A 26,005-nucleotide genomic window follows, 5' to 3' on the forward strand; every position below is an offset into this window, starting at 1 on the left:
GTCCTGCCTCTTCTTAATTCTTTGCGACAGCGGGTTGGGCTGTCGTCGGCGCTACGGGTTCCCGCCAGCCAACAGCGAGGCCGTTGGCGTAGCGCAGATCGATGCGCGCAATGTTCGTAATCTGCTCTTTCAGCGTCTTGTCATAGATGGCGATGAAGCGGCGCATCTTTTCCACCAGGTTGCCGCGTCCCAGCAGCAACTCGATGCCGGGGCCGGAACTGCCGGCACCGGTGGTCAGGAACCAGCTGCCGCGTTCACGCAATTCCAGGCGTGCAATCGAAAAACCCAGCGGCCGCAACATCTGGCTCAGCACCTGATACTGCTGCATCACCTGCTGCTGAGCCCGTTGTGGGCCGAACAGCTGCGGCAGGTGCTCGTAGTTCGCCAGTTCCTTGGGCGTGAACGCCTGGCCCTGGTTGTTGAGCAGCGATTCGTCGCCCCAGCGCGCCACCGGCAATTGCTCTTCGAGGCGGATCACTACCTGATCCGGCCATACCCGCCGCACTTCGGCGTGGGCGATCCACGGCATCTGCTCAAGCTCGGTACGCATACCGGCGAGGTCGATGGTGAAGAAGCTCGACGCCACGAACGGTGCGATCCGCTGCTGCACTGCCTGCTGGCTGATGTAACTCAAGTCGCCCTGCACCGCGATCTTGCTGATCGGCCGGTCGGCATACGGCAGCAAACGCTGCGCACCTTCATAGGTTCCAAAGCCCAGTGCGACCAGCAGCACCGGCCAGAACAGGCTTTTCAGAAAGCTGAAATTGGCTTTCGGCAGGCGCGCGGACATCGGCTCTTTCGCCACCATTCGGCTGGCACCCCGCGGCACCGGCTTGCGGCCGGGTGCGGGTGGCTGATGTCTGAGATGAGCGCCTTGCATGGTCTTAACCTCGCGCCTCTGTTGCGCCTGCGTCTTCAACGCTGGCGGCCAGAATGGCCAGAACCAGTTGCTGGAAATCCAGACCGGCAGCCCGCGCCGCCATCGGCACCAGGCTGTGATCGGTCATGCCCGGTGCGGTATTGACTTCGAGGAACCAGAACTGCCCGTCGGCGTCCTGCATCACGTCCGCCCGGCCCCAACCGGCGATACCGAGCGCCTCACAGGCCTTGGCCGTGAGTTCCATGAGTTCCTGTTCCTTGGCCGCGTCCAGCCCGCACGGAATGCGGTACTGGGTATCGTTGGCGATGTACTTGGCGTCGTAGTCGTAGAACGTGTGCGGTGTACCCAGGGCGATAGGAGGCAACACCTGGTCACGCAGGGTGGCGATGGTGAACTCAGGACCTTGAATCCATTGCTCGACCAACACTTGCGAATCGTAGGTACTGGCCGCTTTCCATGCGTCGATCAACTCGGACGCAGAATTCACTTTGGCCATCCCGATACTTGAACCTTCATGCGCCGGTTTGACGATCAAAGGCAGGCCCAGTTCCGTCGCTGCCGAAATACAATCGGCTTCGCTGCACAGTACGGCGTGACGCGGCGTGGGAATCCCGAGGCTGTGCCAGACCTGCTTGGTGCGCAGCTTGTCCATCGCCAGAGCCGAAGCAAGAATGCCGCTGCCGGTGTACGGGATGCCCGCGCACTCGAGCAGGCCCTGCATGCTGCCGTCTTCGCCACCGCGACCGTGGAGAATGATGAACGCGCGGTCGATCTTTTCGCTGAGCAGGCGCTGCAGGAAATCTTCACCAACATCGATACCGAACGCGTCGACGCCAGCGCTTTGCAGCGCCTCGAGCACGGCGTTACCGGATTTCAGCGACACCTCACGCTCGGCGCTCAGGCCGCCGAAGAGCACGGCGACTCGGCCGAAGTCTTTCGGCGCGATGGTGGAGAACAGCTTGGCGTAGGCAGCAGTCATTTCAACTTCCCCTCGACCGACGCCGCCACGGCGCCGGCGAACAACTCACTTTTCAACAGTTTCGGCGCGAGACCGCCGATATCACCGGCGCCCTGGCACAACAGAATGTCGCCGGCACGCAGCAGCGGCTTGACCAACGGCGCCAGATCGACGCCCCGCTCGATGTAGATCGGGTCGAGCTGACCGCGCTGACGGATGCTGTTGCACAGCTTGCGGCTGTCGGCACCGGGGATCGGCTCTTCGCCGGCCGGATAGACTTCCATCAGCAGCAGCACGTTGGCATCGGCCAACACATTGACGAAATCGTCGTAGAGATCGCGGGTGCGGCTGTAACGGTGCGGCTGGTAAACCATCACCAGACGACGCTCAGGCCAGCCCCCGCGCACGGCTTTGATTACGGCAGCGACTTCGGTCGGGTGGTGACCGTAGTCGTCGACCAGCATCACGTTGCCGCCGTCCACCGGCAGTTCGCCGTAGACCTGGAAGCGCCGACCGACACCCTGGAAGCCTGACAGGCCCTGGACAATCGCTTCATCGCTGACGCCTTCGTCGGTGGCGATGCAGATGGTCGCCAGCGAGTTGAGCACGTTGTGGTTGCCGGGCATGTTCACCGACACGTCCAGCGGTTCGCGATCCGGGCGCAGCACGGTAAAGAAAGTCTGCATGCCCTGCTGCCGCACATTGATTGCGCGCACATCGGCGTCTTCGCTGAAGCCGTAAGTCACGGTCGGACGTTTCACCAGCGGCAGGATCTCCCGCACCACCGGATCGTCCAGGCACATCACCGCCAAACCGTAGAACGGCAGGGTGTGCAGGAATTCGACGAAGGTTTTCTTCAGTTTGTTGAAGTCACCGTCGTAGGTCGCCATGTGGTCGGCGTCGATATTGGTGACCACGGCCACCAGCGGCTGCAGATGCAGGAAGCTCGCATCGCTTTCGTCGGCTTCGGCGATCAGGTAACGGCTGGTGCCGAGCTGAGCGTTGGTGCCCGCTGCATTCAGACGACCACCGATCACGAACGTCGGGTCCAGACCGCCGGCCGCGAACACCGAAGCGATCAGGCTGGTGGTGGTGGTTTTGCCATGGGTACCGGCGACCGCGATGCCGTGGCGATAGCGCATCAGCTCGGCGAGCATTTCCGCGCGCGGCACTACCGGAATGCGGCGTTCAAGGGCAGTCGCCACTTCCGGGTTGGACGTGTTCACTGCGCTCGACACCACCAGCACGTCGGCGGTAGCGGAGTTCTCGGCACGGTGACCGATGAAGATCTGCGCGCCGAAGGTTTCCAGGCGCTCGGTGACCGGCGACGCTTTCAGGTCGGAACCGGAGACTTGATAGCCCAGGTTCAACAACACTTCTGCGATACCGCACATGCCCACGCCGCCGATGCCGACGAAGTGGATGCGCCGGATGCGGCGCATTTCCGGTTGTGGCATGGCTTTCTGATTCTCAACCATGGGCCACCTCCAGACAGGTATCGACCACGCTACGGGTGGCATCGGGTTTGGCCAGTCGGCGGGCCGCTTGGGCCATTGCTTCGAGTCGTTGCGGTTGCATCAAGACCTCTGTCAGGCGCGCGGCAAGATCCGCGGCACCAGTCGTTCTTTGCGGCATCAGGAAGGCAGCGCCTTCGCGGGCCAAATAATCGGCGTTGCGGGTCTGGTGATCGTCGATCGCGTGGGGCAAAGGCACCAGCATCGAGGGCAGACCGGCGGCCGCCAGCTCACTGATGGTCAGCGCGCCGGCGCGGCACACCACCAGGTCAGCCCAGCCATAGGCCTGGGCCATGTCTTTGATGAACGGCTGCACCTGCGCTTCCACACCCACGGCGCGGTAACGCTCGGCAGTCACTTCATCGTGACTTTTGCCGGCCTGATGAAACACTTCCGGGCGCAGGTCGGCAGCGACTTGGGCCAGGGCTTCAGGCAGCAATTTGTTCAACGGTTCTGCGCCCAGGCTGCCGCCAAGGATCAGCAAACGCGCTTTGCGCCCGGCCAGCGCCGGGCGCGATGTGTCGAGGAACAGCTCGCTGCGCACCGGATTACCGGTGGTACGGCGGCTGTCCGACAGAGTAAAGGTGTCGGGGAACGCTTCACACACTCGGGCGGCGAACGGCACCAGCAACCGATTGGCGGTGCCGGCGACAGCGTTCTGCTCGTGAACGATGACCGGCACGCCAGCCAGTTTCGCGGCAAGGCCACCAGGGCCGGTCACATATCCACCGAAGCCAACCACGCACACCGGCTTCAGGCGGCGCATGATCGCCCGCGCCTGCCAGACCGATTTGAGCAGCATCAACGGCGCCTTGAGCAGCGACAACTTGCCCTTGCCGCGCAAACCGCTGGCGTTGATCCGGTGCAGTTCAAGCCCTGCCGCCGGGACCAGTTCGTTTTCGATCCCGCGTGGCGTGCCGAGCCAGTGCACGGTGTAGCCGCGCGCCTGAAATTCGCGGGCACAGGCCAGCGCCGGGAACACGTGGCCGCCGGTACCCCCGGCCATGATCAATACGTTAGCGCCCATGAGTCGGCTCCTCGGCGAAGTCGCTCTCCTGGAATTCCATCTCTTCGCTGCCCAGGTGGGTCCGACTCTCCCACTCGATGCGCAGCAACAGGCCCAGACAGGCGCAGCAGATCACCAGCGAGCTGCCGCCGTAGCTGAGGAACGGCAAGGTCAGGCCTTTGGTCGGCAGCAGGCCGACGTTCACACCGATGTTGATCAGGAACTGACCGATCCACAGGAACGACAAGCCGTAAGCCACGTAAGCGGCGAAAAACTGCTTGGCCTTCTCCGCCCACAGGCCGATGTACATGCCGCGAATACACACGAACACGAACAGCGCGACGGTGCACAGCGAACCGACCGCGCCCAGTTCTTCGGCGAGGACCGAGAACACGAAGTCGGTGTGCGCTTCCGGCAGGTAGAACTGCTTCTGCACGCTGTTGCCCAGGCCGACACCCAGCCACTCGCCGCGACCGAACGCAATCAAGGCTTGCGACAATTGATAGCCGGCGCCGAACTGGTCGGCCCACGGGTCAGCGAAGTTGGTCAGACGCGCCATTCGATAGGGCTGCATCTGGATCAGCAAAACCACCGCGCCAACCGCCAGCACTACCATCAGCGAGAAGCGGAACAGTCCGACCCCGCCAAGAAACAGCATCGCCGCCGCCGCGCCCATCATTACCACCGTGGCGCCGAAGTCCGGCTCCATCAGCAACAGACCGGCCATCGGCAGCAGGACGATGAACGGTTTGAAGAAGCCCATCCAGCTCTCGCGCACTTCTTTCTGCCGGCGCACCAGATAACCGGCGAGGTAGATCACCACGAACACCTTGGCGATTTCCGACGGCTGCACGTTGAAGAAGCTGAAACCGATCCAGCGCATCGAACCGTTCACTTCACGGCCAATGCCGGGAATGATCACCATCACCAGCAGGCCGAACGCACCGATCAGCATCATCCAGCCGAGGCGCTGCCAGGTGGCGATCGGAATCATCATGGTAACGATGCACGCGCCCAGACCCAGCACCACATAGATAAGGTGGCGAATCATGTAATACAGCGGACTGCCCGACTGCGCCGCCGCCACTTCGGTGGACGCCGAAGCGATCATGATCAGGCCGAGACCAAGCAGCGCCAGGCAACCGGCGAGCATCGGGAAGTCGAGGTCGATGCCACGCCCGGTGATCAGCGGCGACGGGTACGGCTTGATGATGTTTCTCAGGTTCATGCCAGTTCCTCCACAGCGCGGACGAACTGGTGACCACGGTCTTCGTAATTCTTGAACATGTCGAAACTGGCGCAGGCCGGCGACAGCAGCACCACGTCACCCGGTTGGGCGGCGGCGCGGCATTGCGCAACGGCGTCGATCAACGAGGTCGCGCGAATCAGCGGCACTGCATCGCCAATGGCTGCGCCGATCTTGTCGGAGTCGCGGCCCATCAGGATCACGGCGCGGCAGTTGGCCGCCACCGGATCACGCAGATCGTTGAATTCGGCGCCCTTGCCATCACCGCCGGCGATCAGAATGACCTTGCCGTCGATGTCCGCACCGAGGCCTTCGATGGCGGCCAGAGCAGCGCCAACGTTGGTGGCTTTGGAATCGTTGTAATAGGCCACGCCGTCGAGATCGCGCACCCACTGGCAGCGATGCTCGAGCCCGGTAAACGTGCGCAGCGCCGCGAGCATGGCGTCGAACGGCAGACCCACAGCGTGGCCCAATGCCAAAGCTGCAAGAGCGTTGGACTGGTTGTGCGCGCCGCGAACTTTCAACTCACGCACCGGCAGCAGATTCTGGAATTCGAAGGCCAGATACTTCTCGCCATCGTCTTCGCGGATACCGAACGCTTTGAAATCCGGTTTGCTCAGGCCAAAGGTCCAGCATGGCTGGCCTTCGCCGATCAATGGCCGGCTCAGGGCATCCTGACGGTTGACCACAAACTGCTTCGCGCCACGGAAGATCCGGTGCTTGGCCAGGTGATACGCCGGCAGACCGCTATAGCGATCCATGTGGTCTTCGCTGATGTTCAGCACGGTGGCGACTTCGGCGTTGAGCTGGTCGGTGGTTTCCAGCTGGAAACTCGACAGCTCCATCACGTAAAGCTCAACGTCGTCGCTGAGCAGATCCAGCGCCGGGGTGCCGAGGTTGCCGCCAACAGCGACGCGCTTGCCGGCCACAGCCGCCATCTCGCCGACCAGCGTGGTGACGGTGCTTTTCGCGTTGGAACCGGTGATCGCCACGATCGGCGCCCGCGCGTTACGCGCGAACAGCTCGATGTCGCCGGACATTTTCACGCCACGGGCCGCGGCGGCTTGCAGGGCCGGGGTCGCTAGCGCCAGGCCGGGGCTCACGTAGAGCTCGTCGGCACGGCAGAGGAATTCGACGTCCAGCTCGCCACAACGCACTTCCACGTGCGGATAGTCACGCTTGAGCGTGGCCAGTTCCGGTGGATTTTCCCGCGTGTCGGCGACAGCAAACGACGTGCCCCGGTTCGCCAGGAAGCGAACCAGGGACATGCCGCTCTTGCCGAGGCCGACAACGATGCGGAAGTGGTCAGAAGCGATCAGAGACACTCGTTCTACCTCAGCTTCAGGGTGGCAAGGCCGACCAGGACAAGAATCACCGTGATGATCCAGAAACGGACGATCACGCGCGGCTCGGGCCAGCCCTTGAGTTCAAAGTGGTGGTGGATCGGCGCCATGCGGAACACGCGGCGACCGGTCAGCTTAAAGGAGGCAACCTGAATGACCACTGACAGGGTTTCCATCACGAACACGCCGCCCATGATGAACAGGACGATTTCCTGACGGACGATCACGGCGATGGTGCCCAGCGCCGCGCCGAGTGCCAGTGCACCGACGTCGCCCATGAACACTTGCGCCGGATAGGTGTTGAACCAGAGGAAACCGAGGCCGGCACCAATCAGCGCACCGCAGAACACGATCAGTTCGCCTGCGCCCGGCACATAAGGAATCAGCAGGTATTCAGCGAATTTCACGTTACCCGACAGGTAGCAGAAAATCCCCAGACCGCCGCCGACCATCACGGTTGGCATGATCGCCAAGCCGTCTAGGCCGTCAGTCAGGTTGACTGCGTTGCTCGAACCGACAATCACGAAGTAGGTCAGCACGATGAAGCCGGCGCCCAGCGGAATGCTGTAGTCCTTGAGCATCGGCAGGATCAGCGTGGTTTCCACCGGCGTCGCGGCAGTCATATAAAGGAAGATCGCTGCGCCGAGGCCGAACACCGACTGCCAGAAATACTTCCAGCGGCTCGGCAGGCCACGGGAGTTTTTCTCGATGACTTTGCGGTAGTCGTCGACCCAGCCGATGGCGCCGAACAGCAGGGTCACCAGCAGCACCACCCAGACGTAGCGGTTGCTCAGGTCAGCCCAAAGAAGAGTACTGACGCCAATCGACGACAGAATCAGCGCGCCACCCATGGTCGGCGTGCCGGATTTGGACAGGTGCGATTGCGGGCCGTCGTTACGCACCGATTGGCCGATCTGACGGTTCTGCAGAGTACGGATCATCCACGGGCCATAGCACAGCGACAAGACCAGCGCGGTCAGTACACCGAGAATCCCGCGCAGGGTCAGGTACTGAAAGACCGCGAAGCCTTTGTAGAACTGTTGCAGATACTCCGCTAGCAGCAGCAGCATTAATGTTTCTCCAGACTGGACCCGCACAGAGCCGCAACGATGTTTTCCATCGCTGCGCTGCGCGAACCCTTGATCAAAATGGTGGTGTTTGTGTCCTGCTCGGCGGCGAGGGCCTGGATCAACTCGGCCTGTGTGCCGAAGTGCTGTGCCTGCTCACCGAAAGCGTTTACGGCGTGGACCATGTTCGGCCCGACGGCGTAAAGCGCGGAAACCTTGCCTCGGGCGTACTCGCCCACGTCGCGGTGCCCCTGCTCCGCCCAGTCGCCCAACTCGCCGATATCCCCGAGCACCAGAACGGTGCGGCCGGAAAAGCCGGCGAGTATATCAACGGCCGCGCACATCGAGGTGGGGTTTGCGTTGTAGGTGTCATCGATCACGCGCATGCCGTTTTTCGCCAGTTGCGCGACGGTGCGTCCCTTGACCGGTTGCACCGCGCCGAGCCCGGTGGCAATGCCGAACAGCGACACGCCCAAGGCGTGAGCAGCAGCGGCGGCAGCCAAAGCATTGGCGACGTTGTGGGTACCGAGCAGGTTCAGTTGCACGCGCTCACTGCCTTCCGGCGTGTGCAGATTGAACGCCGGGCAGCCACGGGCATCAGTGGCCAGATCGCTGGCGTGGAAATTCGCCTCGCTGTTGCTCAGGGCGAAGGTCAACACCTGGCGACCGGCAGCGCGGGTCCTCCAGATACCGAAGGCCTTGTCATCGAGGTTGAGCACGGCGATGCCATCGGCGGCCAGACCCTCGATGATTTCGCCTTTGGCTTCGACGATTTTTTCCGGACCGCCGAACTCACCAACGTGAGCGGTGCCGGCATTGTTCAGGATCGCTACGTGCGGCTTGGTCAGCCCGACGGTGTAGGCGATTTCGCCCAGACGCGAGGCGCCCAGTTCGATCACGGCCGAGGTGTGTTCCGGCGCCAGTTCGATCAGGGTCAGCGGTACGCCGAGGTCGTTGTTTAGGTTGCCACGGGTGGCCAGCACCGGGCCGCGGGTGCGCAGGATGCTCGCGAGCATTTCCTTGACCGTGGTCTTGCCGCTGGAACCGGTCACCGCTGCCACTGGCTGGGTGAACGCAGCACGATTCAAGGCACCGAGTTGGCCCAAGGCCTGACGGGTGTCCTTGACCAGCAATTGCGGCAGCGCGCTGTCGGCGACTTCACGCTCGACCAGTGCCGCCACGGCGCCTTTGCCAGCGACATCATTCAGATAATCGTGGCCGTCGAAACGCGGCCCGGTCAGGGCAATGAACAGCTGGCCGGGCTGGATCGCGCGGCTGTCGATGCTCACGCCGTTGAAACTGGCGTCGCTGCCGATCAGACGGGCTTCGAGCGCGTTGGTCAGCTCGCTGAGTGTCAGGGCCTTAAGCATGGGCCACCTCCCACGCGGTCAGGGCATGATCAGCCTCGACCAGATCGGAAAACGCATGGCGCACGCCGTTGATTTCCTGATAGTCCTCATGACCTTTACCGGCCAGGACAATGACGTCGTCCGCGGTCGCGCCGGCAATCAATTGCGCAATGGCCTGACCGCGACCGGCGACGAAAGTGACTTTATCCACAGCGGTAAAACCGGCGCGGATGTCGTCGAAAATCACAGCAGGATCTTCGGTGCGCGGATTGTCATCGGTAACCAGCACCTGATCGGCCAGACGCTCGACCACTTCGGCCATCAACGGACGCTTGCCGCGATCGCGATCACCGCCGCAGCCGAACAGGCACAGCAGTTGGCCTTTGACGTGCGGGCGCAGTGCAGTGAGAACTTTTTCCAGTGCATCCGGGGTGTGGGCGTAATCGACCACCACCAGCGGTTGCGTGCCGCCACCCAGTCGCTGCATGCGACCGGCCGGGCCTTCGAGCTTCGGCAGCACTTTGAGAATTTCGTCGAGGGCGTAATCCAGACCGAGCAAGGCGCCGACTGCGGCCAGAACGTTGCTCAGGTTGAAACGGCCGAGCAGCGTGCTGCGCAGATGATGCTCGCCCTGCGGCGTGACCAGCGTGGCGCGCACGCCGTGGTCGTCGAACTGCGCTTCGCGGCAGAACAGGTACGCGCTGCTGTCGAGCAGGCTGTAGGTGATCAGGCGCGACTCGCGTTTTTCCGCCGCCAGTTGCCGGCCGAAATCGTCGTCGAGGTTGACCACCCGGCACTTGAGGTCATTCCAGGCGAACAGCTTGGCCTTGGCCTCGGCGTACGCTTGCATCGTGCCGTGATAATCCAGGTGATCGCGGGACAGGTTGGTCATCACCGCCACGTCGAACGCCAGCGCGGTGACCCGGCCCTGATCCAGACCGTGGGACGACACTTCCATGGCCACGGCTTTGGCGCCGGCCTTTTTCAGGTCGCCCAGCGTCGCTTGCACGGCAATCGGGTTCGGCGTGGTGTGCAGGCCGCTTTCCAGCGCGCCATAAAAACCGGAACCGAGGGTGCCGACGATGCCGCAATGCTGACCGAGCAGATCCAGCGCCTGCGCGACCAGTTGGGTCACGCTGGTCTTGCCATTGGTGCCGGTGACGCCGATCAGGTTCAGGTGATGACTCGGCTCACCGTAAAAACGCCCGGCGATGTCCGACAACTGCGCCGCCAGACCCTTGACCGGAATCAGCGGCACGTCGGTGATTGGCAGCACGGTAGCGCCTTCGACTTCATAAGCCACGGCAGCCGCGCCACGTTGCAAGGCATCGGCAATGTGCGCACGGCCATCGAAGCGTCCGCCGGGCACGGCGAGAAACAGGTCGCCGGCGCGCACGTTGCGGCTGTCCAGCGCCAGTTCACGGATCAACAGATCGTGGCCGGCTTGGGGGAATATCTTGTTCAGACTTAATGACATCAGCCGCGCCCTCCATTGGCTTTCAGCGGAACGACCGGGGTGGCGTTGGCCTGCTGCGTAGTCGGCAGGTTGTCCGGGGTCACGTTCATCAGGCGCAGGGTGCCGGACATCACACGGCTGAACACTGGCGCCGAGACCAGACCACCAAAGTAACCGGCCTTGGTCGGTTCATCGATCACCACAACGATGGCGTAACGCGGATCGCTCATCGGGCCGAAGCCGGCGAACAGCGAACGGTAGGAGTTTTCCGCGTAGCCCTTGGTACCGACCGAGGTCTTGCGCGCGGTACCCGACTTGCCGCCGACGTGATACGCCGGCACCTGCGCACGGAACACACCGCGCGGTGCTTCGATCACTTGCTGCAACATGCCCTGCATGGTTTTCGCCACGGCTTCGGGCAGCACTTGCGTGGTCTGCGGCATCTTGTCGGTTTTGATCAGGGTCAGCGGCGCGAGACGGCCGTTGTTGGCCAGCGCCGAGAACGCGTGCACCAGTTGGATCGCGGTCACGGAGATACCGTAGCCGTAAGACAAGGTTGCAGTTTCAGCCTTGCGCCATTCGCGATAGTTGGGCAGATTGCCGACGCGTTCGCCCGGGAAGCCCAGGCCGGTGTCCTGACCGAGACCGACTTTCTGCGCGAGACGGAAAATGGTTTCGCCGCCGATATCGAAGGCGACTTTACTCATGCCGACGTTACTGGAATTGATCAGGATGCCGGTCAGATCGAGCACCGGCCCTTCGGTCTTCGACACGTCTTTGATGGTGTATTTGCCGATCTGCAACGAGCCCGGGTACACCTCGACGGTGTCGCTCGGTTTCCAGCGGCCGGTTTCGATCGCCGCGCTCATGGAAATGGCTTTCATGGTCGAACCCGGTTCGAACACGTCGATCATCGCGCGGTTGCGCATCATCGCCGGTTGCAGGTTGCGACGGTTGTTCGGGTTGTAGGTCGGCTGGTTGACCATGGCCAGAATCTCGCCGGTCTTGACGTCCATGATCACCAGACTGCCGGCCTTGGCGCCGTTCTCGATGATCGCATTGCGCAGCTCACGGTTGGCCAGGTATTGCAGACGCAGGTCAATCGACAACGCCAAGGGCTTGCCGGCCTTGGCGTTTTTGGTGACCTGAACATCCTTGATCAGCCGGCCACGGCGATCCTTGATGACTTGTCGTTTGCCCGGCACCCCGGCCAGCCATTCGTCATAGGCCAGCTCGACGCCTTCACGACCGTGATCGTCGATGTCGGTAAAGCCGACCATGTGCGCGGTGACTTCACCGGCCGGGTAGAAGCGGCGGAATTCTTCGATGCCGTACACGCCCGGCACTTTCAGATCGAGCACAGCCTGGCCCTGCTCGGGAGTCAGCCCGCGCACCAGATAAATGAATTCCTTGCTGGCCTGGGCTTCGAGGCGTTCGCTTAGGGCTTTCGGGTCCTGCCCCAGCGCGGCAGCAAGAGCCGGCCACTTCTCTTTGGCAGTCTGCATTTCCTTGGCGTTGGCCCACAGCGTGGTCACCGGCGTACTAACGGCCAGAGGCTCGCCGTTACGGTCGGTGATCAGGCCACGGTGCGCCGGAATCGGTATGTGCCGCAGGCTGCGCGCATCGCCCTGACCTTTGAGGAAATCACGGTCGACCACTTGCAGGTCGATGATGCGCCAGCAGATCGCCGCGACCATCAGGCCGAGCAGCGCCACCATCAGGCGGAAGCGCCAAGGGAACAGTGCGCCTTCGAGTTTCATCATGGCGCCACCATCTTCACGTCAGCCGCGCCAGGAATGTGCATTTTCAGTTGTTCGGTGGCCAGCACTTCGATGCGGCTGTGCGCAGTCCAGGTGCTCTGCTCGAGAATCAGCCGGCCCCACTCGGCCTGCGCCTTGTCGCGCACGCTCAGTTCGTTGTAAAGGGTGTTGAGCAACTGCCGGTTCCAGTGCGCGCTGTAGGACACGGCGATAGCCGAAAACAGCACGCCGATAAACAGCAGCAGCATCAGAAAGCTGCCGCCGGGCAGTGGCTTGGCGAAAAGCTTGCTCACCGCAACTTCTCCGCGACACGCATGACAGCGCTACGGGAACGTGGGTTGGCTTTGAGTTCGGCGTCGGAGGCCGTCTGCGCTTTGCCGTGGATTTTGATTTTCGGTTCGAAGGCGACGTGGCGAACCGGCAGGTTGCGCGGCAGGTTATCGGCTTCGCCTTTCACCAGCTTGCGCATGAACAGTTTGACGATGCGGTCTTCCAGCGAGTGGAAGCTGATCACCACCAGACGGCCGCCGATTTCCAGCGCTTCCAGCGCGGCATCGAGCCCGGCCTCCAGATCGCCCAGCTCGTTATTGACGTGAATGCGCAAACCCTGGAACGCACGGGTGGCCGGGTTCTTGCCTTTTTCCCACGCCGGGTTGGCGACTTTCAGCACTTCGGCCAGATCGGCGGTGCGCTCGAACGGCTTGATGTCACGACGTTCGGCAACGGCACGGGCCATGCGCCCGGAAAAACGTTCTTCACCGTATTCCTTGAACACCCGGGCGATTTCTTCCACCGGCGCGGTGTTGACGAATTCGGCAGCGCTGATGCCACGGGACGGGTCCATGCGCATGTCCAGCGGCCCGTCATTGAGGAAGCTGAAGCCGCGTTCGGCGTCGTCGAGCTGCGGCGACGACACGCCGAGGTCGAGCAGAATGCCGCTGACCTTGCCGGTCAGGCCTTGCTCGGCAACCACCGAGCCGAGCTCGGCAAAGCTGCGCTGCACAACGACAAAGCGGCCGTCTTCGGCCGCTAGCGTTTGCCCGGTGGCAATCGCTTGTGGATCCTTGTCGAACCCGATGAGTCGACCGTCCGGCCCGAGCTGGCTGAGGATCAACCGGCTGTGCCCGCCGCGCCCGAACGTGCCGTCCAGATAGCAGCCATCAGGACGTACGGCGAGAGCCTCGACGGCTTCGTCAAGCAGTACGGTGATGTGGTTAAAGCCGCTATCAATAGTCACAGGATCAAATCACGCAGTTCATCAGGCATCGCGCCCGGTTGTTGAATAGCAGCAAGGTCAGCGGCAGACACCGCGTTCCATGCATCCTCGTCCCACAATTGGAACTTGTTCAGTTGGCCGACCAGCATCGCGCGCTTGTCGAGCTTGGCGTACTCGCGCAAACGCGGCGGAACCAGGAAACGCCCACTGCCATCGAGTTCGAGGTCGACGGCATTACCAATCAATAAACGTTGCAGGCGACGGTTCTCTTCGCGAAGCGAAGGGAGTGCGCGCAACTTGGTTTCAATAATTTCCCACTCATCGAGCGGGTAGACACACAGACATGGATCAACGGCATCGATGGTCACGATCAATTGGCCGGAACTGCGCGAATCGAGCTCGTCACGGTACCGGCTCGGCATGGCGAGACGGCCCTTTGCATCGAGACTGATAGCGTTAGCTCCGCGAAACACGTCAGCGTTTCTCCAATTTTTATCGTTTTGAGCTCAAAAAACCCACTTCATGCCACTTTCCGCCACTTGCGCACACTATAGGAATGCGCCCACCACACCGTCAAGGCGCGGATTAAAGGAAAAGCCTTACAGAACGGAGATTTAGCGACGTAAAAGGAGGCTTAACGAGAATCTGACGTGAAGTTTTGACCGATAACTTGATGCAGCACTGAAAGCTGCGCTCGAAAGTTAAAGTAGTTTGTTAAGAGTAAGATTTTTTCGGTATTACAAAGACGCTTCGGCTGTTGATTGAAGCAAGGTGGGAAAAGGCTATTACCGCGTTTGCCGCTGCCGGAATTTCAGACCTGGCCGGCTGATATTACACAGCCGCGTCTTCTTTGTTTCAAGCAGGGAAAGAAAAAGATGGAGAGTCGATCTGTAAGCCGGGTTCTGTCTTGAACAGTCATTCGTCTACGATGGCCATCACTGGACATCTTTAGCAACCTACCCGGTCCCAGCGCGGGCCACGCCTTGGGACCCTATTTGGTCTTGCTCCAAGTGGGGTTTACCTAGCCACGAACTGTTGCCAGACGTGCGGTGCGCTCTTACCGCACCTTTTCACCCTTACCGGCGCTTGCGCGCTTAGGCGGTTATTTTCTGTGGCACTTTCCGTAGGCTCACGCCTCCCAGGCATTACCTGGCACTTCGCCCTATGGAGCCCGGACTTTCCTCCCCCCCCTAATTTTCATAGAGGGCAGCGACTGTCCGATCGACTCTCCGCCGCGAAGGTTAACGGCAGAGCGCCGGAAGAACAAGCGCTAAAACCCTCCAGAGCGCCATGGGCGACGGCTTACACGCCTTTCTGCTTATCCAGCGCCACTTGATAAAGCACGTTTTTGCGCTCGCCGGTGATTTGCGCTGCCAGTGCGGCGGCGCGCTTGAGCGGCATTTCTTCCAGGAGCAGATCGAGGATGCGCATGGCTTCGCTGCTGACCGCGTCCTCCGACTCCGGCGCGGTCCACCCAGCCACCAGCACCACGCACTCGCCGCGCTGCTGATTGCTGTCGGACTCGACGAAAGCGCGCAGCTCGCTGAGCGGCAGGCCTTTGAGGGTTTCGAAGGTTTTGGTGATTTCCCGCGCCAGCAAAGCCTGACGCTCGCCGCCAAACACCGCTTCCATATCCTGCAAGCATTCGAGAATGCGATGCGGCGCCTCATAGAAGATCAACGTGCGCGGTTCTTCTTTGACCGCTTGCAGACGTGCCTTGCGCCCGACCGACTTTGCCGGCAGGAAACCTTCGAAGATAAAACGGTCGGACGGCAATCCCGCCGCCGACAGCGCCGCAATCAACGCGCAGGCACCCGGTACCGGAACCACACTAATGCCGGCCGCACGGGCCTGACGGACCAGGTGATAACCCGGATCGGAGATCAGCGGCGTGCCGGCATCGGAAATCAGCGCCACGTTGTCCCCCGCCAGCAGCCGGGTGATAAAGCGGCTACCCTCATCCCGTTCGTTGTGTTCGTGACACGCCGCCAGTGGCGTGCCGATGCCGAAGTGCTGCATCAGGCGCGCCGAGTGCCGTGTGTCTTCCGCCGCGATCAATGCCACTTCACGCAGGATCTTCAGGGCCCGGGCGCTGATGTCGTCCAGGTTGCCGATGGGCGTCGCCACCACATAAAGCGAGCCAGCAGCGGAATTCAAAGGACCTGGAGCAGTCAAAGCGCACACCTCGTGATCGGTAAAAGCTGCCATTGTAGCGCGTCACGAGGTTGGCGGTGCGCTCCAGCCGAACGCGGTTTTTCCCACGGTTGTACGCTTGCGCAACATTTACCCCAGCTAAATTGACCGATTCACGCCAGTAACATCGCGCCCCGGCCAGTGCTTGGGTACAATTCCACGCTAATTTGATCGAGTATCAGGAACACTTACATGATCGCTTGCCTGCGGCTGTTCACTGCCCTCTGCCTCGCTGCCTTATTGGCCGCTTGTGCCAGCTCCCCTTCCTCCAGCCTTGGCGAACTTCCACGGACTCCGGACGCCAGCATCGAGCAACTGCTCGAACAGGCCGCCCAGGCTAAAACCCCGGAACAAGCCGCCCTGCTACGCCTGAGCGCGGCAGACCAGGCTTATCGCCAGGGCAATGCCGGCCAGTCCGCGCAAATCCTGCAACAAGTGCCGGTGGAGCAACTCAAGCCGGGCCAGCAGATTTTCGCCAACACGCTGTCCGCCGAACTGGCCATGACGCGCAATCAGCCGAAAGCCGCGCTGACTGCCCTGAGCCATCCAAGCTTGCAGAAGCTCGGTGAGATGCCAGAAGAGCAGCAAGTACGCACCGGCACCGTTCACGCCCGCGCCCTTGAAGCCGATGGCCAGACACTGGCCGCCGCTCGCGAACGCGTGTTCATCGCACCGATGCTGGAAGGCGAAGCGGCGAGCAAGAACCACGAAGCGATCTGGACCCTGATCGCGTCGCTGCCAACCGATCAATTGCAACCGAACAACACCGACGATCTCGGCGGCTGGATGGCGCTGGCGCAAGCGGTGAAAACCGCAGGCACGCTGGAACAGCAACAAGCCGCAATCGACAACTGGCGCGCGCAGAATCCAAAGCACCCGGCCGCAATCAACCTGCCGCAGCCGCTGACCAAACTCAAGGAACTGGCCAGCCAGCCACTGAGCAAAATCGCCCTGCTGCTGCCACAGGACGGCCAACTGGCGTCGGTCGGCAAAGCGCTGCGTGAAGGCTTCATGGCCGCGCACTATCAGGCGCAACAGGCCGGGCAGAACCCACCTGCCATTGAGTTCTACGACAGCTCGAAGCTGACCTCGATGGACGAGTTCTATCGCAAGGCCCAGGCTGACGGCGTGCAACTGGTGGTCGGCCCGCTGGAAAAACCGCTGGTCAAGCAACTGAGCACCCGCCCGCAACTGCCGATCACCACCCTGGCGCTGAATTACAGCGAAGGCGAGCAAGGTCCGGCACAGTTGTTCCAGTTCGGTCTGGCGGCTGAAGACGAAGCTCGCGAAGTCTCCCGTCGCGCCCGCGCCGATGGCCTGCACCGCGCCGCGATCATGGTGCCGAAGGGCGAATGGGGCGACCGCGTCCTGCGCGCGTTCAGCCAGGACTGGCAAGCCAATGGCGGCAGCATCGTTGCCACTGAACGTGTCGATCAGCCGGTGCAACTGGCCCAGCAGATCGCCGACATGTTCCAGCTGCGTCAGAGCGAAGCCCGCGCCAAGAGCCTGCAGAATGTTGCTGGCACCAATGTCGCCGCGCAGCCGTCGCGTCGTCAGGACATCGAATTCATCTTCCTCGCCGCTACGCCGCAACAGGCCCAGCAGATCAAGCCGACCCTGAACTTCCAGTACGCTGGTGACGTTCCGGTTTACGCGACCTCTCATGTGTACAGCGCCAGCGGCGACGTCAACCAGTACAACGACATGAACGGCATTCGCTTCTGCGAAACCCCTTGGCTGCTGGAAACCAGCGATCCGCTGCGCCAGCAAGTCACCGCGCAATGGCCGCAAGCCAATGGCAGCCTCGGTCGCCTGTACGCCATGGGCGCTGACGCCTATCGTCTGGCACCGCGACTGGGCCAGCTCAAGGCGCTGCCGGACAGCCGCATCGAAGGTCAGTCGGGCAGCCTCGGCATGACCCAGACCCAGCGCGTTGTACGTCAGTTGCCCTGGGCGCAGTTCGTCAGCGGTCAGGTGCAGCGTCTGCCGGACACGCCGCGCTGATGCCCGACCGGTCACGCTCGCAAAGCGGCAAGGATGCCGAGCGCCAGGCGCTCGAACATCTGCAACAACAAGGGCTGCGCCTGTTGGCGCAGAACTGGTTATGCAAACGCGGCGAGCTTGATCTGGTCATGCTTGATGGCGATACAGTAGTATTCGTTGAAGTTCGCTACAGAAAAAACACTCAATGGGGTGGCGCGCTCGCCAGTATCGACGAGCGCAAGCAGCAGAAACTGATCTTTGCAGCACAGTATTTTCTTCAGCGCGAGTCGCGTTGGGCCAATTCCCCCTGCCGCTTCGATGTGGTGGCGATCGACAGCCACCCGAATCAGCTGAACTGGTTGCAGAATGCTTTCGACAGTTGATCGCCTGCAGCCTGCCCTGTTTTCGTCCGACACATTTTGCTCTTTGCTTTGCCGGCTGCACATTCACGTGCCGAACAGCCGCGCCACTTAAGGTCACACAGATGGACATGCAATCCCGAATTCGCCAGCTTTTCCAGGCCAGTATCGACACCAAGCAACAGGCGATGGACGTACTTGCACCGCACATCGAGCAAGCCAGCCAGATCATGGTCAACGCCCTGCTCAACGAAGGCAAAATGCTCTCGTGCGGCAACGGTGGCTCGGCCGGCGACGCCCAGCATTTTTCCTCGGAGCTGCTCAACCGCTTCGAGCGCGAACGTCCGAGCCTGCCGGCGATTGCGCTGACCACCGATACTTCGACGATCACTTCGATCGCCAACGACTACAGCTACAACGAAGTGTTCTCCAAACAGATCCGCGCCCTCGGTCAGACCGGCGATGTGTTGCTGGCGATTTCGACCAGCGGCAACTCGGCGAACATTATTCAAGCGATCCAGGCCGCACATGATCGCGAAATGATTGTCGTAGCTTTGACCGGACGCGATGGCGGCGGCATGGCGTCGCTGCTGTTGCCCGAGGACGTAGAGATTCGCGTACCGGCCAACGTCACTGCACGTATTCAGGAAGTCCACTTGCTGGCGATCCATTGCCTCTGCGATCTGATCGACAGCCAACTGTTCGGGAGTGAAGAATGACCCCTAATCGCCTTGGCCTTCTGGCCTTGACCCTGTGCCTCGGCATCAGCGGCTGCACCTCGGTGGTAAATGCCAGCCGTGAAGCGCCGATCGAAGACGACCGTGGCACGCGCACCTTCGGCAGCAAGATCGACGACTCGCTGATCGAAACCAAAGCGGGCGTGAACATCGCCAAGGCCGACCCGGCGCTGGACAACGATTCGCACATCGTCATCACCAGCTTCAACGGCGTCGTCCTGCTTGCCGGCCAGACACCACGCGAAGACCTCAAGGCCAAGGCTGAACAGGCTGCCGCCAATGTGCAGCGCGTGAAGAAAGTGCACAACGAGCTGCAAGTGCTGCAACCGTCCTCCCTGCTCGCTCGTCAGAACGACGCGTGGCTGACCACCAAGATCAAGACCCAGATGCTCACCGACGCCAGCATCCCCGGCTCGCGCATCAAGGTCGTGACCGAGAACGGCATCGTCTACCTGCTGGGCCTGCTGACCAAACAGGAAGCCACTCAGGCAACCAATCTGGTTCAGGGTGTGTCCGGCGTGCAGAAAATCGTGAAGCTGTTCGAATACATCGACTGACCTGCCTACGCAGGAGCGCGTAGGAGCTGACGAGTGCAACGAGGCTGCGATCTTTTGATCTTGCTTCTAAAGATCAAAAGATCAAAAGATCGCAGCCTCCGGCAGCTCCTACACCGCCAACGCAGGCATAAAAAAGGCGATCCATCCGGATCGCCTTTTTTTATTTCACAACCTTCAAACTCGGCCGGCCACTTGGGCGCGGTGGCTCGCTGCCCGGTGGCGGCGTGTCGTCATCCGGGTCGATGTCTTCCTCGTCATCCATCGGCAACTCGAGGTCAAACACCATGCCCTGGCCGTTCTCCCGGGCATAGATACCCAGAATCGCGCTGATCGGCACGTACAGACTGTGCGGAACACCGCCAAAGCGGCCTTCGAACGTCACCACGTCGTTGTCCATGTGCAGATGACGCACAGCACTCGGCGAGATGTTCAGGACGATCTGCCCGTCACTGGCAAAGCCTTGTGGCACCTGCACCGCCGGGTACTCGGAGTTGACCAGCATGTGCGGGGTGCAATCGTTATCCACAATCCACTCGTAGAGCGCGCGGACCAGATAAGGTCGACTGGAGTTCATAGCGGCTCCTTAAGCCTTAGCGCATATCGCGTTCGACACCAGACAGACTCGCCTGGAAAGCCTCACGCGCAAACTGACGCTCCATATAATCAAGCAGCGGCTTGGCCGGCCGCGGCAGTTCAATACCCAGAATCGGCAAACGCCAGAGTATGGGTAATAGGCAGCAATCCACCAGACTTTGTTCCTCACTGAGGAAGAACGGTTTGTCGGCGAACAACGGCGAAACGCCAGTCAGGCTTTCACGCAATTCCTTGCGCGCTACGACCCGTGCAGCCTCTTTGCTCTTGGGATCCAGAATCAGATCCACCAGCCCGCACCAGTCACGCTGAATCCTGTGAATCAGCAGACGGCTGTTGGCCCGCGCCACCGGATAAACCGGCATCAGCGGCGGGTGCGGGTAACGCTCATCCAGATACTCCATCACCACGGTCGACTCCCACAACGCCAGGTCACGATCGACCAGCGTCGGCAGACTGCCGTAAGGGTTCACCTCAATCAGTTTAGGCGGCTGGCGGCCGGCCTCCACGTAAATGATTTCGGCGCTGACACCCTTCTCTGCAAGCACGATGCGCACTCGGTGGGAATAGTGGTCGGCGGGGTCGGAGTAACAGGCCAACCGATTGGTCACGCCCATGGCGATCCTCCTCGCTTGTTGAATTTGTCGGAACCGGAAAAACGCGCGCGCCCAGAGGGCACCTCCCGCAGGGTCTGACTGAGCAGATCCTGCTTTAGCGGAGGCGCCCTTGGGCGCGCGCGATTAACAGCAATGCTTGAAGCGTATCAGTGCACGTCTTTCCAGTATTCACGCTTGAGCAGATAGGCGAACACAAAGAAGAACGCCAGGTACAGCAAGACATAAGTACCGATGCGCTGATGTTGCAGCTTAACCGGGTTAGCCGAGTAAGCCAGGAAGGTTACCAGATTCTTGACCTTCTCATCGAACTGCTCTTCGTTCAGAGCACCGGACTTCGGCACGATGGTCAACTGATCGCACGCTTCATGGGTCAGCGGCGTGCCGGTCAGCGGATCGTATTGTTTCTTGCCGTCCTCGACGATCTGCACCTGTTTGCAGCCGACCACCTGACGACCTTGCAGGCCGACCAGCACGTTAGGCATGCCGACGTTCGGGAAGACCTTGTTGTTCACGCCCCATGGACGCGCCGGATCTTCGTAGAACGACTTCAGGTAACCGTAGAGCCAATCGGTTCCGCGCACCCGCGCTACCAGTGTGAGATCGGGTGGCGCTGCACCGAACCAGGTCTTGGCGTCGGCCGGCTGCATGCCGATGTTCATATGGTCGCCGATCTTGGCGCCAGTGAACACCAGCTTCTCCAGCATCAATTCGTGCGGGATGCCGAGGTCATCGGCGACGCGCTCGTAACGCTGGAACTTGGCGCTGTGACAGCCCATGCAATAGTTGGCGAAAGTGCGCGCACCGTCCTGCAGGGCGGCTTTATCGGAGACATCGATATCGACACTTTCCAGTTCCGGACCATGGCCCTCGGCAGCAAAAACCAGGGAAGGCAGCGCAGCAAAAATCAGAGCAAGAAATAACTTTTTCATCAGCCAGTCACCCTTTCCGGTACCGGTTTGGTCTTCTCGAGCCGGGTGTAGAACGGCATCAGAATGAAGTAGGCGAAATACAGGAAGGTGCAAACCTGCGACAGCAACGTGCGGCCCGGCGTTGGCGCAAGAACGCCGAGAACGCCGAGAATCACGAAGGAAATGCAGAACACCACCAGCCAGATTTTGCTCAGCCAGCCTTTATAGCGCATCGATTTCACCGGACTGCGATCCAGCCAGGGCAGCACGAACAGCACCGCAATCGCCGCGCCCATGGCGACAACGCCCAAGAGCTTGTCCGGGATCGCCCGCAAGATCGCGTAGAACGGCGTGAAGTACCAGACCGGCGCAATGTGTTCAGGTGTCTTGAATGCATTCGCCTGCTCGAAGTTCGGTTTTTCGAGGAAGTAGCCGCCCATTTCCGGGAAGAAAAACACAATCGAGCAGAAGATGAACAGGAACACCACAACGCCGACAATGTCCTTCACCGTGTAGTACGGGTGGAACGCGATGCCGTCCAGCGGGATGCCGTTTTCGTCTTTGTACTTCTTGATGTCGACGCCGTCAGGGTTGTTCGAACCCACTTCGTGCAGCGCCAGAATGTGCAGCACCACCAGACCGAGAATCACGATCGGCAATGCGACAACGTGCAAGGCGAAGAAGCGGTTCAGGGTGATTCCGGAGATCAGGTAGTCACCACGAATCCACTGGGTCAGGTCATCGCCAATCAGCGGAATCGCACCGAACAGCGAGATGATCACCTGGGCGCCCCAGTACGACATCTGGCCCCACGGCAGCAGGTAACCCATGAACGCTTCGGCCATCAGCGCCAGGTAGATCAGCATGCCGAACACCCAGACCAGCTCGCGCGGTTTCTGGTACGAACCGTAGAGCAGGCCGCGGAACATGTGCAGATAAACCACGATGAAAAACGCCGAGGCGCCGGTCGAGTGCAGCAGACGCAGGATCGAACCGTACTCGACGTCGCGCATGATGTATTCGACGGAAGCGAAGGCTTCTTCTGCCGACGGCGTGTAACTCATCGTCAGCCAGACACCGGTAACGATCTGGTTGACCAGCACCAGCAGCGCCAGCGAGCCGAAGAAATAGAAGAAGTTGAAGTTTTTAGGTGCGTAATATTTGCTGAGATGGTCTTCCCACATCTTGGTTGCAGGAAAGCGCGCATCAACCCAATCCATGAACTTGCTCATCACGCTTTCTCCGTATCGACGCCAATGACAATCAGGTCATCGGTCTCATAGGAATGCGGGGGAACTGGCAGGTTCAAAGGCGCAGGTTGCGACTTGTAGACGCGGCCAGCCAGATCGTAGTGGGAACCGTGGCACGGGCAGAAATAGCCGCCGACCCAGTCTTTGCCCAGATCCGCAGGTGCCACTTCGGGACGGAAGGTCGGTGAGCAACCCAGGTGCGTACAGATCCCGATCAGCAGCAGAATTTCCGGCTTGATCGAGCGTACTTCCGGGTCGACATAGGTGGGTTGCGTGGAGTTTTTGGAGGTCGGATCGGAGAGCTGACCCTCGATCTTCTTGAGATTCCCCAGGATTTCCTCGGTACGGCGGACAATGAACACCGGCTGGCCGCGCCACTCAGCAATCATTTGCTGGCCTGGCTCGATTTTGCTGACATTCACTTTCACCGGTGCACCGGCAGCTTTCGCCTTGGCACTGGGAAACCATGACCCCACGAACGGGACCGCAGCCCCCACCGCTCCTGCAGCACCCACCACGGATGTGGCTGCCACCAAGAAGCGACGCCGGCCTGCATTCACGCCGTCATTGCTCATTCAGTCCTCTCCCATCAGCTTTTTTGGCCTGTTAAATCAGGCGTCTACTAAATAAATCAAATGTTACTTATAAAAATTTTGCCCGAATGGTAATGAAAACCCCCAATTCTGACAAGGTTAATTCCCCGGAGCTCAGCCCCTCAAGCCTTGGAGTATAGGGGGTCTACGGCTGTGGCAAGTTGTCACAACGCAATTCTTTGATAAATCGCAGGCATAAAAAAACGCCCGCTTCCGTGAGGAGGCGGGCGTTCTTTTTGAACGTGGAAGCGGAATTAACGCTTCGAGTACTGCGGACGCTTACGCGCTTTACGCAGACCAACTTTCTTACGTTCAACTTCACGGGCGTCGCGGGTAACGAAGCCAGCTTTGCGCAGAGCGCTACGCAGGGTTTCGTCGTAGTCCATCAGAGCGCGAGTGATGCCGTGGCGGATTGCGCCAGCCTGACCACTTACACCACCGCCGATCACGGTGACGTAGATGTCGAACTTCTCGACAGTCTCGGTCAGCTCCAGCGGCTGACGAACTACCATGCGGGCAGTTTCGCGGCCGAAGAAGTTATCCAGCGAACGGTTGTTGATGGAGATGTTACCAGTACCCGGACGCAGGAAAACGCGTGCGGTTGCGGTCTTGCGACGGCCAGTGCCGTAATTTTGAGTCGCCGACATAATGAACTATTCCGTTAAATCTTCAGTTCTTGGGGCTGCTGAGCAGTATGAGGGTGTGCAGCGCCCGCATAGACTTTCAGCTTACGGTACATGTCGCGACCCAGTGGGTTTTTAGGCAGCATGCCTTTAACCGCGGTCTCGATCACGCGCTCAGGGGCTTTGGCGATCAGCTTTTCAAAGTTGATCGACTTGATGCCGCCCGGGAAACCGGAGTGGGAGTAGTACATTTTGTCAGTGGTTTTAGCGCCGGTAACACGGATCTGCTCGGCGTTGATGACGACGATGTAGTCGCCGGTGTCAACGTGAGGAGTGTACTCAGGCTTGTGCTTGCCACGCAGACGGCTCGCGATTTCGGTGGCCAGACGACCCAGGGTCTGACCAGCAGCGTCGACGACAAACCAGTCGCGCTTTACTGTTTCCGGTTTAGCAGTAAAAGTTTTCATTCTTTATAGCCTCAGGGGCCGCCTGTAAATAAGACGGCGGATCTTACTGAATAGTGCGTACTTTGACAAGTCAAAGGCAGCCGGATACAGACGCTTTCGGGGGCTCGGGTCGGCGCGTCCGTTCAACGGCAAGATTCTTCGGCGGCGGCGCATCACTTCCACTGCAGAAAGAGGTCGGCAATTATGCAGATTGCGAAAAATTTTTCAACCTGCTTTTATGATTGTTTTGCCCAAGGAGCACCCGATGGACTATCGCCAGCTAGGCCGTACCGACCTGAACGTGAGTGCAATCTGCCTCGGCACCATGACCTGGGGCGAGCAAAACACTGAAGCTGAAGCCTTCGCCCAGATCGAACGGGCCAAGGAAGCCGGGATCAATTTCCTCGATACCGCTGAAATGTATCCGGTGCCGCCGAAAGCCGAAACCTACGCCACCACCGAGCGCTACATCGGCAATTACTTCAAGCGTCGCGGTGACCGTGCCGACTGGATCCTCGCCAGCAAGATCGCCGGCCCCGGCAACACCATCGACTACATCCGCGATAAAAACCTGCGCCACAACCGCCAGCACATCACCGAGGCACTGGACGGCAGTCTCAAGCGCCTGCAGACCGATTACATCGATCTGTATCAACTGCACTGGCCGGAACGCAGCACCAACTTTTTCGGACAGCTGGGCTACAAGCACAAGATCGAAGCGAATCTGACGCCACTGGAAGACACCCTCGAAGCGCTCGACGAGCAGGTGAAGGCCGGCAAGATTCGCCACATCGGTCTGTCCAACGAGACGCCGTGGGGCACCATGCGCTTTCTCGCTCTGGCCGAAGCCCGGGGCTGGCCGCGTGCGGTGTCGATCCAGAACCCGTACAACCTGCTCAACCGCAGCTTCGAAGTCGGTCTGGCGGAGATCGCCATTCGCGAACAGTGCGGCCTGCTCGCCTATTCACCGCTGGCGTTTGGCTTCCTCTCCGGCAAGTACGAGGGCGGCGCCCGTCCACCGAAAGGCCGCCTGAGCCTCTACAGCCGCTTCAGTCGCTATTTCAACCCGCAATCGGAAGCGGCGTGCAGCCGTTATGTGGCACTGGCCCGTGAGCACGGTCTGGATCCGGCGCAAATGGCCCTGGCCTTCGTGACGCAACAACCGTTCGTGACCAGCAACATCATCGGCGCGACCACGCTGGAACAGCTGGACAGCAACATTGCCAGTTTTGATCTGAAACTGTCGGATGAAGTGCTGGCCGGGATCGAGGCGATTCACAAGGATCATCCGAACCCTGCGCCTTGATTCATAGATCCAATCGCGAGCAGGCTCACTCCTACAAGGGAACGCAT

26 protein-coding genes and 1 other RNA gene are annotated in these 26,005 nt (G+C 60.6%); 5 read left to right on the top strand and 22 right to left on the bottom strand.

All coding sequences use genetic code 11. The features are described 5' to 3' along the window. Positions 1–13: 13 nt before the first annotated feature. The 15 genes from J2Y90_RS00795 to rsmI form a co-directional block, all read right to left on the bottom strand. Entirely contained in the window at positions 14–880 is an 867-nt protein-coding gene (locus J2Y90_RS00795) for a cell division protein FtsQ/DivIB (protein WP_039761388.1), read from the bottom strand. A gap of 4 nt (positions 881–884) precedes the next feature. Continuing rightward, positions 885–1,859, bottom strand: a complete 975-nt coding sequence (locus J2Y90_RS00800) for a D-alanine--D-alanine ligase (protein ID WP_016773280.1) — start codon at positions 1,857–1,859, stop codon at positions 885–887. Next, a complete protein-coding gene (murC, locus tag J2Y90_RS00805; RefSeq protein WP_253495776.1) occupies positions 1,856–3,316 on the bottom strand; it encodes a UDP-N-acetylmuramate--L-alanine ligase in 1,461 nt (486 codons plus the stop codon). Before murC ends, J2Y90_RS00800 begins: the two co-directional genes overlap by 4 nt. Continuing rightward, positions 3,309–4,379, bottom strand: coding sequence for an undecaprenyldiphospho-muramoylpentapeptide beta-N-acetylglucosaminyltransferase (gene murG / locus J2Y90_RS00810; RefSeq protein ID WP_253495778.1), 1,071 nt, complete (start codon positions 4,377–4,379; stop codon positions 3,309–3,311). Before murG ends, murC begins: the two co-directional genes overlap by 8 nt. Then, positions 4,369–5,586 carry a putative lipid II flippase FtsW gene (ftsW, locus tag J2Y90_RS00815; RefSeq protein WP_016773276.1) on the bottom strand — a complete coding sequence of 406 codons (1,218 nt, stop codon included), beginning with the start codon at positions 5,584–5,586 and terminating at the stop codon, positions 4,369–4,371. Before ftsW ends, murG begins: the two co-directional genes overlap by 11 nt. Then, positions 5,583–6,929, bottom strand: coding sequence for a UDP-N-acetylmuramoyl-L-alanine--D-glutamate ligase (gene murD, locus J2Y90_RS00820; protein ID WP_253495780.1), 1,347 nt, complete (start codon positions 6,927–6,929; stop codon positions 5,583–5,585). The genes ftsW and murD overlap by 4 nt, the downstream gene beginning before the upstream one ends. 5 nt (positions 6,930–6,934) lie before the next feature. Next, positions 6,935–8,017: a phospho-N-acetylmuramoyl-pentapeptide-transferase gene (gene mraY / locus J2Y90_RS00825; RefSeq protein ID WP_016773275.1), complete on the bottom strand. Its 1,083-nt coding sequence runs from the start codon at positions 8,015–8,017 to the stop codon at positions 6,935–6,937. Then, complete coding sequence (locus tag J2Y90_RS00830) at positions 8,017–9,384, bottom strand: UDP-N-acetylmuramoyl-tripeptide--D-alanyl-D-alanine ligase (RefSeq protein WP_253495782.1); 1,368 nt, start codon at positions 9,382–9,384, stop codon at positions 8,017–8,019. The genes mraY and J2Y90_RS00830 overlap by 1 nt, the downstream gene beginning before the upstream one ends. Next, complete coding sequence (locus J2Y90_RS00835; RefSeq protein WP_253495784.1) at positions 9,377–10,840, bottom strand: UDP-N-acetylmuramoyl-L-alanyl-D-glutamate--2,6-diaminopimelate ligase; 1,464 nt, start codon at positions 10,838–10,840, stop codon at positions 9,377–9,379. The genes J2Y90_RS00830 and J2Y90_RS00835 overlap by 8 nt, the downstream gene beginning before the upstream one ends. Next, positions 10,840–12,579 carry a peptidoglycan D,D-transpeptidase FtsI family protein gene (locus J2Y90_RS00840; RefSeq protein WP_185054099.1) on the bottom strand — a complete coding sequence of 580 codons (1,740 nt, stop codon included), beginning with the start codon at positions 12,577–12,579 and terminating at the stop codon, positions 10,840–10,842. The genes J2Y90_RS00835 and J2Y90_RS00840 overlap by 1 nt, the downstream gene beginning before the upstream one ends. Next, positions 12,579–12,872 (bottom strand): cell division protein FtsL, encoded by a 294-nt coding sequence (ftsL, locus tag J2Y90_RS00845; protein WP_016773269.1) that lies wholly within the window; start codon positions 12,870–12,872, stop codon positions 12,579–12,581. Before ftsL ends, J2Y90_RS00840 begins: the two co-directional genes overlap by 1 nt. Beyond that, positions 12,869–13,816, bottom strand: coding sequence for a 16S rRNA (cytosine(1402)-N(4))-methyltransferase RsmH (gene rsmH / locus J2Y90_RS00850; RefSeq protein ID WP_408005117.1), 948 nt, complete (start codon positions 13,814–13,816; stop codon positions 12,869–12,871). Before rsmH ends, ftsL begins: the two co-directional genes overlap by 4 nt. After that, complete coding sequence (gene mraZ / locus J2Y90_RS00855; RefSeq protein WP_007917012.1) at positions 13,813–14,268, bottom strand: division/cell wall cluster transcriptional repressor MraZ; 456 nt, start codon at positions 14,266–14,268, stop codon at positions 13,813–13,815. The genes rsmH and mraZ overlap by 4 nt, the downstream gene beginning before the upstream one ends. A 402-nt stretch (positions 14,269–14,670) precedes the next feature. Then, positions 14,671–15,024, bottom strand: an RNA gene (rnpB, locus tag J2Y90_RS00860) — RNase P RNA component class A. Positions 15,025–15,097: 73 nt separating this feature from the next. After that, the gene (gene rsmI / locus J2Y90_RS00865) at positions 15,098–16,003 is read right to left on the bottom strand and encodes a 16S rRNA (cytidine(1402)-2'-O)-methyltransferase (RefSeq protein WP_253495786.1); all 906 of its coding nucleotides are present in this window, start codon (positions 16,001–16,003) and stop codon (positions 15,098–15,100) included. A 177-nt stretch (positions 16,004–16,180) separates the two neighbouring features. Between rsmI and J2Y90_RS00870 the strand changes: the two genes are divergently transcribed. The 4 genes from J2Y90_RS00870 (at position 16,181) to J2Y90_RS00885 (ending at position 19,624) form a co-directional block, all read left to right on the top strand. Further along, entirely contained in the window at positions 16,181–17,992 is a 1,812-nt protein-coding gene (locus J2Y90_RS00870; RefSeq protein ID WP_253495788.1) for a penicillin-binding protein activator, read from the top strand. Next, positions 17,992–18,354: a YraN family protein gene (locus J2Y90_RS00875; protein WP_016773265.1), complete on the top strand. Its 363-nt coding sequence runs from the start codon at positions 17,992–17,994 to the stop codon at positions 18,352–18,354. The genes J2Y90_RS00870 and J2Y90_RS00875 overlap by 1 nt, the downstream gene beginning before the upstream one ends. A gap of 101 nt (positions 18,355–18,455) precedes the next feature. Further along, a complete protein-coding gene (locus J2Y90_RS00880) occupies positions 18,456–19,049 on the top strand; it encodes a phosphoheptose isomerase (RefSeq protein ID WP_253495790.1) in 594 nt (197 codons plus the stop codon). Next, positions 19,046–19,624, top strand: coding sequence for a BON domain-containing protein (locus tag J2Y90_RS00885; protein WP_024014250.1), 579 nt, complete (start codon positions 19,046–19,048; stop codon positions 19,622–19,624). Before J2Y90_RS00880 ends, J2Y90_RS00885 begins: the two co-directional genes overlap by 4 nt. 160 nt (positions 19,625–19,784) lie before the next feature. Here J2Y90_RS00885 and J2Y90_RS00890 read toward each other — a convergent pair whose 3' ends face one another. The 7 genes from J2Y90_RS00890 to rplM form a co-directional block, all read right to left on the bottom strand. Next, complete coding sequence (locus tag J2Y90_RS00890; RefSeq protein ID WP_253495792.1) at positions 19,785–20,198, bottom strand: ClpXP protease specificity-enhancing factor; 414 nt, start codon at positions 20,196–20,198, stop codon at positions 19,785–19,787. 16 nt (positions 20,199–20,214) lie between these two features. Further along, a complete protein-coding gene (locus tag J2Y90_RS00895; protein ID WP_007961620.1) occupies positions 20,215–20,832 on the bottom strand; it encodes a glutathione S-transferase N-terminal domain-containing protein in 618 nt (205 codons plus the stop codon). Positions 20,833–20,978: 146 nt separating this feature from the next. Further along, positions 20,979–21,761: a cytochrome c1 gene (locus J2Y90_RS00900; protein ID WP_024014251.1), complete on the bottom strand. Its 783-nt coding sequence runs from the start codon at positions 21,759–21,761 to the stop codon at positions 20,979–20,981. Next, positions 21,761–22,972, bottom strand: a complete 1,212-nt coding sequence (locus tag J2Y90_RS00905; RefSeq protein WP_253495794.1) for a cytochrome b — start codon at positions 22,970–22,972, stop codon at positions 21,761–21,763. The genes J2Y90_RS00900 and J2Y90_RS00905 overlap by 1 nt, the downstream gene beginning before the upstream one ends. Next, positions 22,972–23,565, bottom strand: coding sequence for a ubiquinol-cytochrome c reductase iron-sulfur subunit (petA, locus tag J2Y90_RS00910; RefSeq protein WP_007917031.1), 594 nt, complete (start codon positions 23,563–23,565; stop codon positions 22,972–22,974). Before petA ends, J2Y90_RS00905 begins: the two co-directional genes overlap by 1 nt. Before the next feature lie 272 nt (positions 23,566–23,837). Then, a complete protein-coding gene (gene rpsI, locus J2Y90_RS00915; RefSeq protein ID WP_003228056.1) occupies positions 23,838–24,230 on the bottom strand; it encodes a 30S ribosomal protein S9 in 393 nt (130 codons plus the stop codon). 14 nt (positions 24,231–24,244) lie between these two features. Further along, positions 24,245–24,673 carry a 50S ribosomal protein L13 gene (rplM, locus tag J2Y90_RS00920; RefSeq protein ID WP_003228062.1) on the bottom strand — a complete coding sequence of 143 codons (429 nt, stop codon included), beginning with the start codon at positions 24,671–24,673 and terminating at the stop codon, positions 24,245–24,247. Between the two features lie 244 nt (positions 24,674–24,917). Between rplM and J2Y90_RS00925 the strand changes: the two genes are divergently transcribed. Continuing rightward, positions 24,918–25,958: an NADP(H)-dependent aldo-keto reductase gene (locus J2Y90_RS00925; protein ID WP_253495796.1), complete on the top strand. Its 1,041-nt coding sequence runs from the start codon at positions 24,918–24,920 to the stop codon at positions 25,956–25,958. Positions 25,959–26,005 lie beyond the last annotated feature (47 nt).

The organism is Pseudomonas koreensis, assembly GCF_024169245.1.
Classification (GTDB): Bacteria; Pseudomonadota; Gammaproteobacteria; order Pseudomonadales; family Pseudomonadaceae; genus Aquipseudomonas; species Aquipseudomonas koreensis_F.

What these genes read in the sequence shown, in the direction of transcription:
- J2Y90_RS00795 (WP_039761388.1), bottom strand. Translation starts at nt 880, where the DNA reads ATGCAAGGCGCTCATCTCAGACATCAGCCACCCGCACCCGGCCGCAAG.
- J2Y90_RS00800 (WP_016773280.1), bottom strand. Translation starts at nt 1,859, where the DNA reads ATGACTGCTGCCTACGCCAAGCTGTTCTCCACCATCGCGCCGAAAGAC.
- murC (WP_253495776.1), bottom strand. Translation starts at nt 3,316, where the DNA reads ATGGTTGAGAATCAGAAAGCCATGCCACAACCGGAAATGCGCCGCATC.
- murG (WP_253495778.1), bottom strand. Translation starts at nt 4,379, where the DNA reads ATGGGCGCTAACGTATTGATCATGGCCGGGGGTACCGGCGGCCACGTG.
- ftsW (WP_016773276.1), bottom strand. Translation starts at nt 5,586, where the DNA reads ATGAACCTGAGAAACATCATCAAGCCGTACCCGTCGCCGCTGATCACC.
- mraY (WP_016773275.1), bottom strand. Translation starts at nt 8,017, where the DNA reads ATGCTGCTGCTGCTAGCGGAGTATCTGCAACAGTTCTACAAAGGCTTC.
- J2Y90_RS00830 (WP_253495782.1), bottom strand. Translation starts at nt 9,384, where the DNA reads ATGCTTAAGGCCCTGACACTCAGCGAGCTGACCAACGCGCTCGAAGCC.
- J2Y90_RS00835 (WP_253495784.1), bottom strand. Translation starts at nt 10,840, where the DNA reads ATGTCATTAAGTCTGAACAAGATATTCCCCCAAGCCGGCCACGATCTG.
- J2Y90_RS00840 (WP_185054099.1), bottom strand. Translation starts at nt 12,579, where the DNA reads ATGAAACTCGAAGGCGCACTGTTCCCTTGGCGCTTCCGCCTGATGGTG.
- rsmI (WP_253495786.1), bottom strand. Translation starts at nt 16,003, where the DNA reads ATGGCAGCTTTTACCGATCACGAGGTGTGCGCTTTGACTGCTCCAGGT.
- J2Y90_RS00870 (WP_253495788.1), top strand. Translation starts at nt 16,181, where the DNA reads ATGATCGCTTGCCTGCGGCTGTTCACTGCCCTCTGCCTCGCTGCCTTA.
- J2Y90_RS00875 (WP_016773265.1), top strand. Translation starts at nt 17,992, where the DNA reads ATGCCCGACCGGTCACGCTCGCAAAGCGGCAAGGATGCCGAGCGCCAG.
- J2Y90_RS00880 (WP_253495790.1), top strand. Translation starts at nt 18,456, where the DNA reads ATGGACATGCAATCCCGAATTCGCCAGCTTTTCCAGGCCAGTATCGAC.
- J2Y90_RS00885 (WP_024014250.1), top strand. Translation starts at nt 19,046, where the DNA reads ATGACCCCTAATCGCCTTGGCCTTCTGGCCTTGACCCTGTGCCTCGGC.
- J2Y90_RS00890 (WP_253495792.1), bottom strand. Translation starts at nt 20,198, where the DNA reads ATGAACTCCAGTCGACCTTATCTGGTCCGCGCGCTCTACGAGTGGATT.
- J2Y90_RS00895 (WP_007961620.1), bottom strand. Translation starts at nt 20,832, where the DNA reads ATGGGCGTGACCAATCGGTTGGCCTGTTACTCCGACCCCGCCGACCAC.
- J2Y90_RS00900 (WP_024014251.1), bottom strand. Translation starts at nt 21,761, where the DNA reads ATGAAAAAGTTATTTCTTGCTCTGATTTTTGCTGCGCTGCCTTCCCTG.
- J2Y90_RS00905 (WP_253495794.1), bottom strand. Translation starts at nt 22,972, where the DNA reads ATGAGCAAGTTCATGGATTGGGTTGATGCGCGCTTTCCTGCAACCAAG.
- petA (WP_007917031.1), bottom strand. Translation starts at nt 23,565, where the DNA reads ATGAGCAATGACGGCGTGAATGCAGGCCGGCGTCGCTTCTTGGTGGCA.
- rpsI (WP_003228056.1), bottom strand. Translation starts at nt 24,230, where the DNA reads ATGTCGGCGACTCAAAATTACGGCACTGGCCGTCGCAAGACCGCAACC.
- rplM (WP_003228062.1), bottom strand. Translation starts at nt 24,673, where the DNA reads ATGAAAACTTTTACTGCTAAACCGGAAACAGTAAAGCGCGACTGGTTT.
- J2Y90_RS00925 (WP_253495796.1), top strand. Translation starts at nt 24,918, where the DNA reads ATGGACTATCGCCAGCTAGGCCGTACCGACCTGAACGTGAGTGCAATC.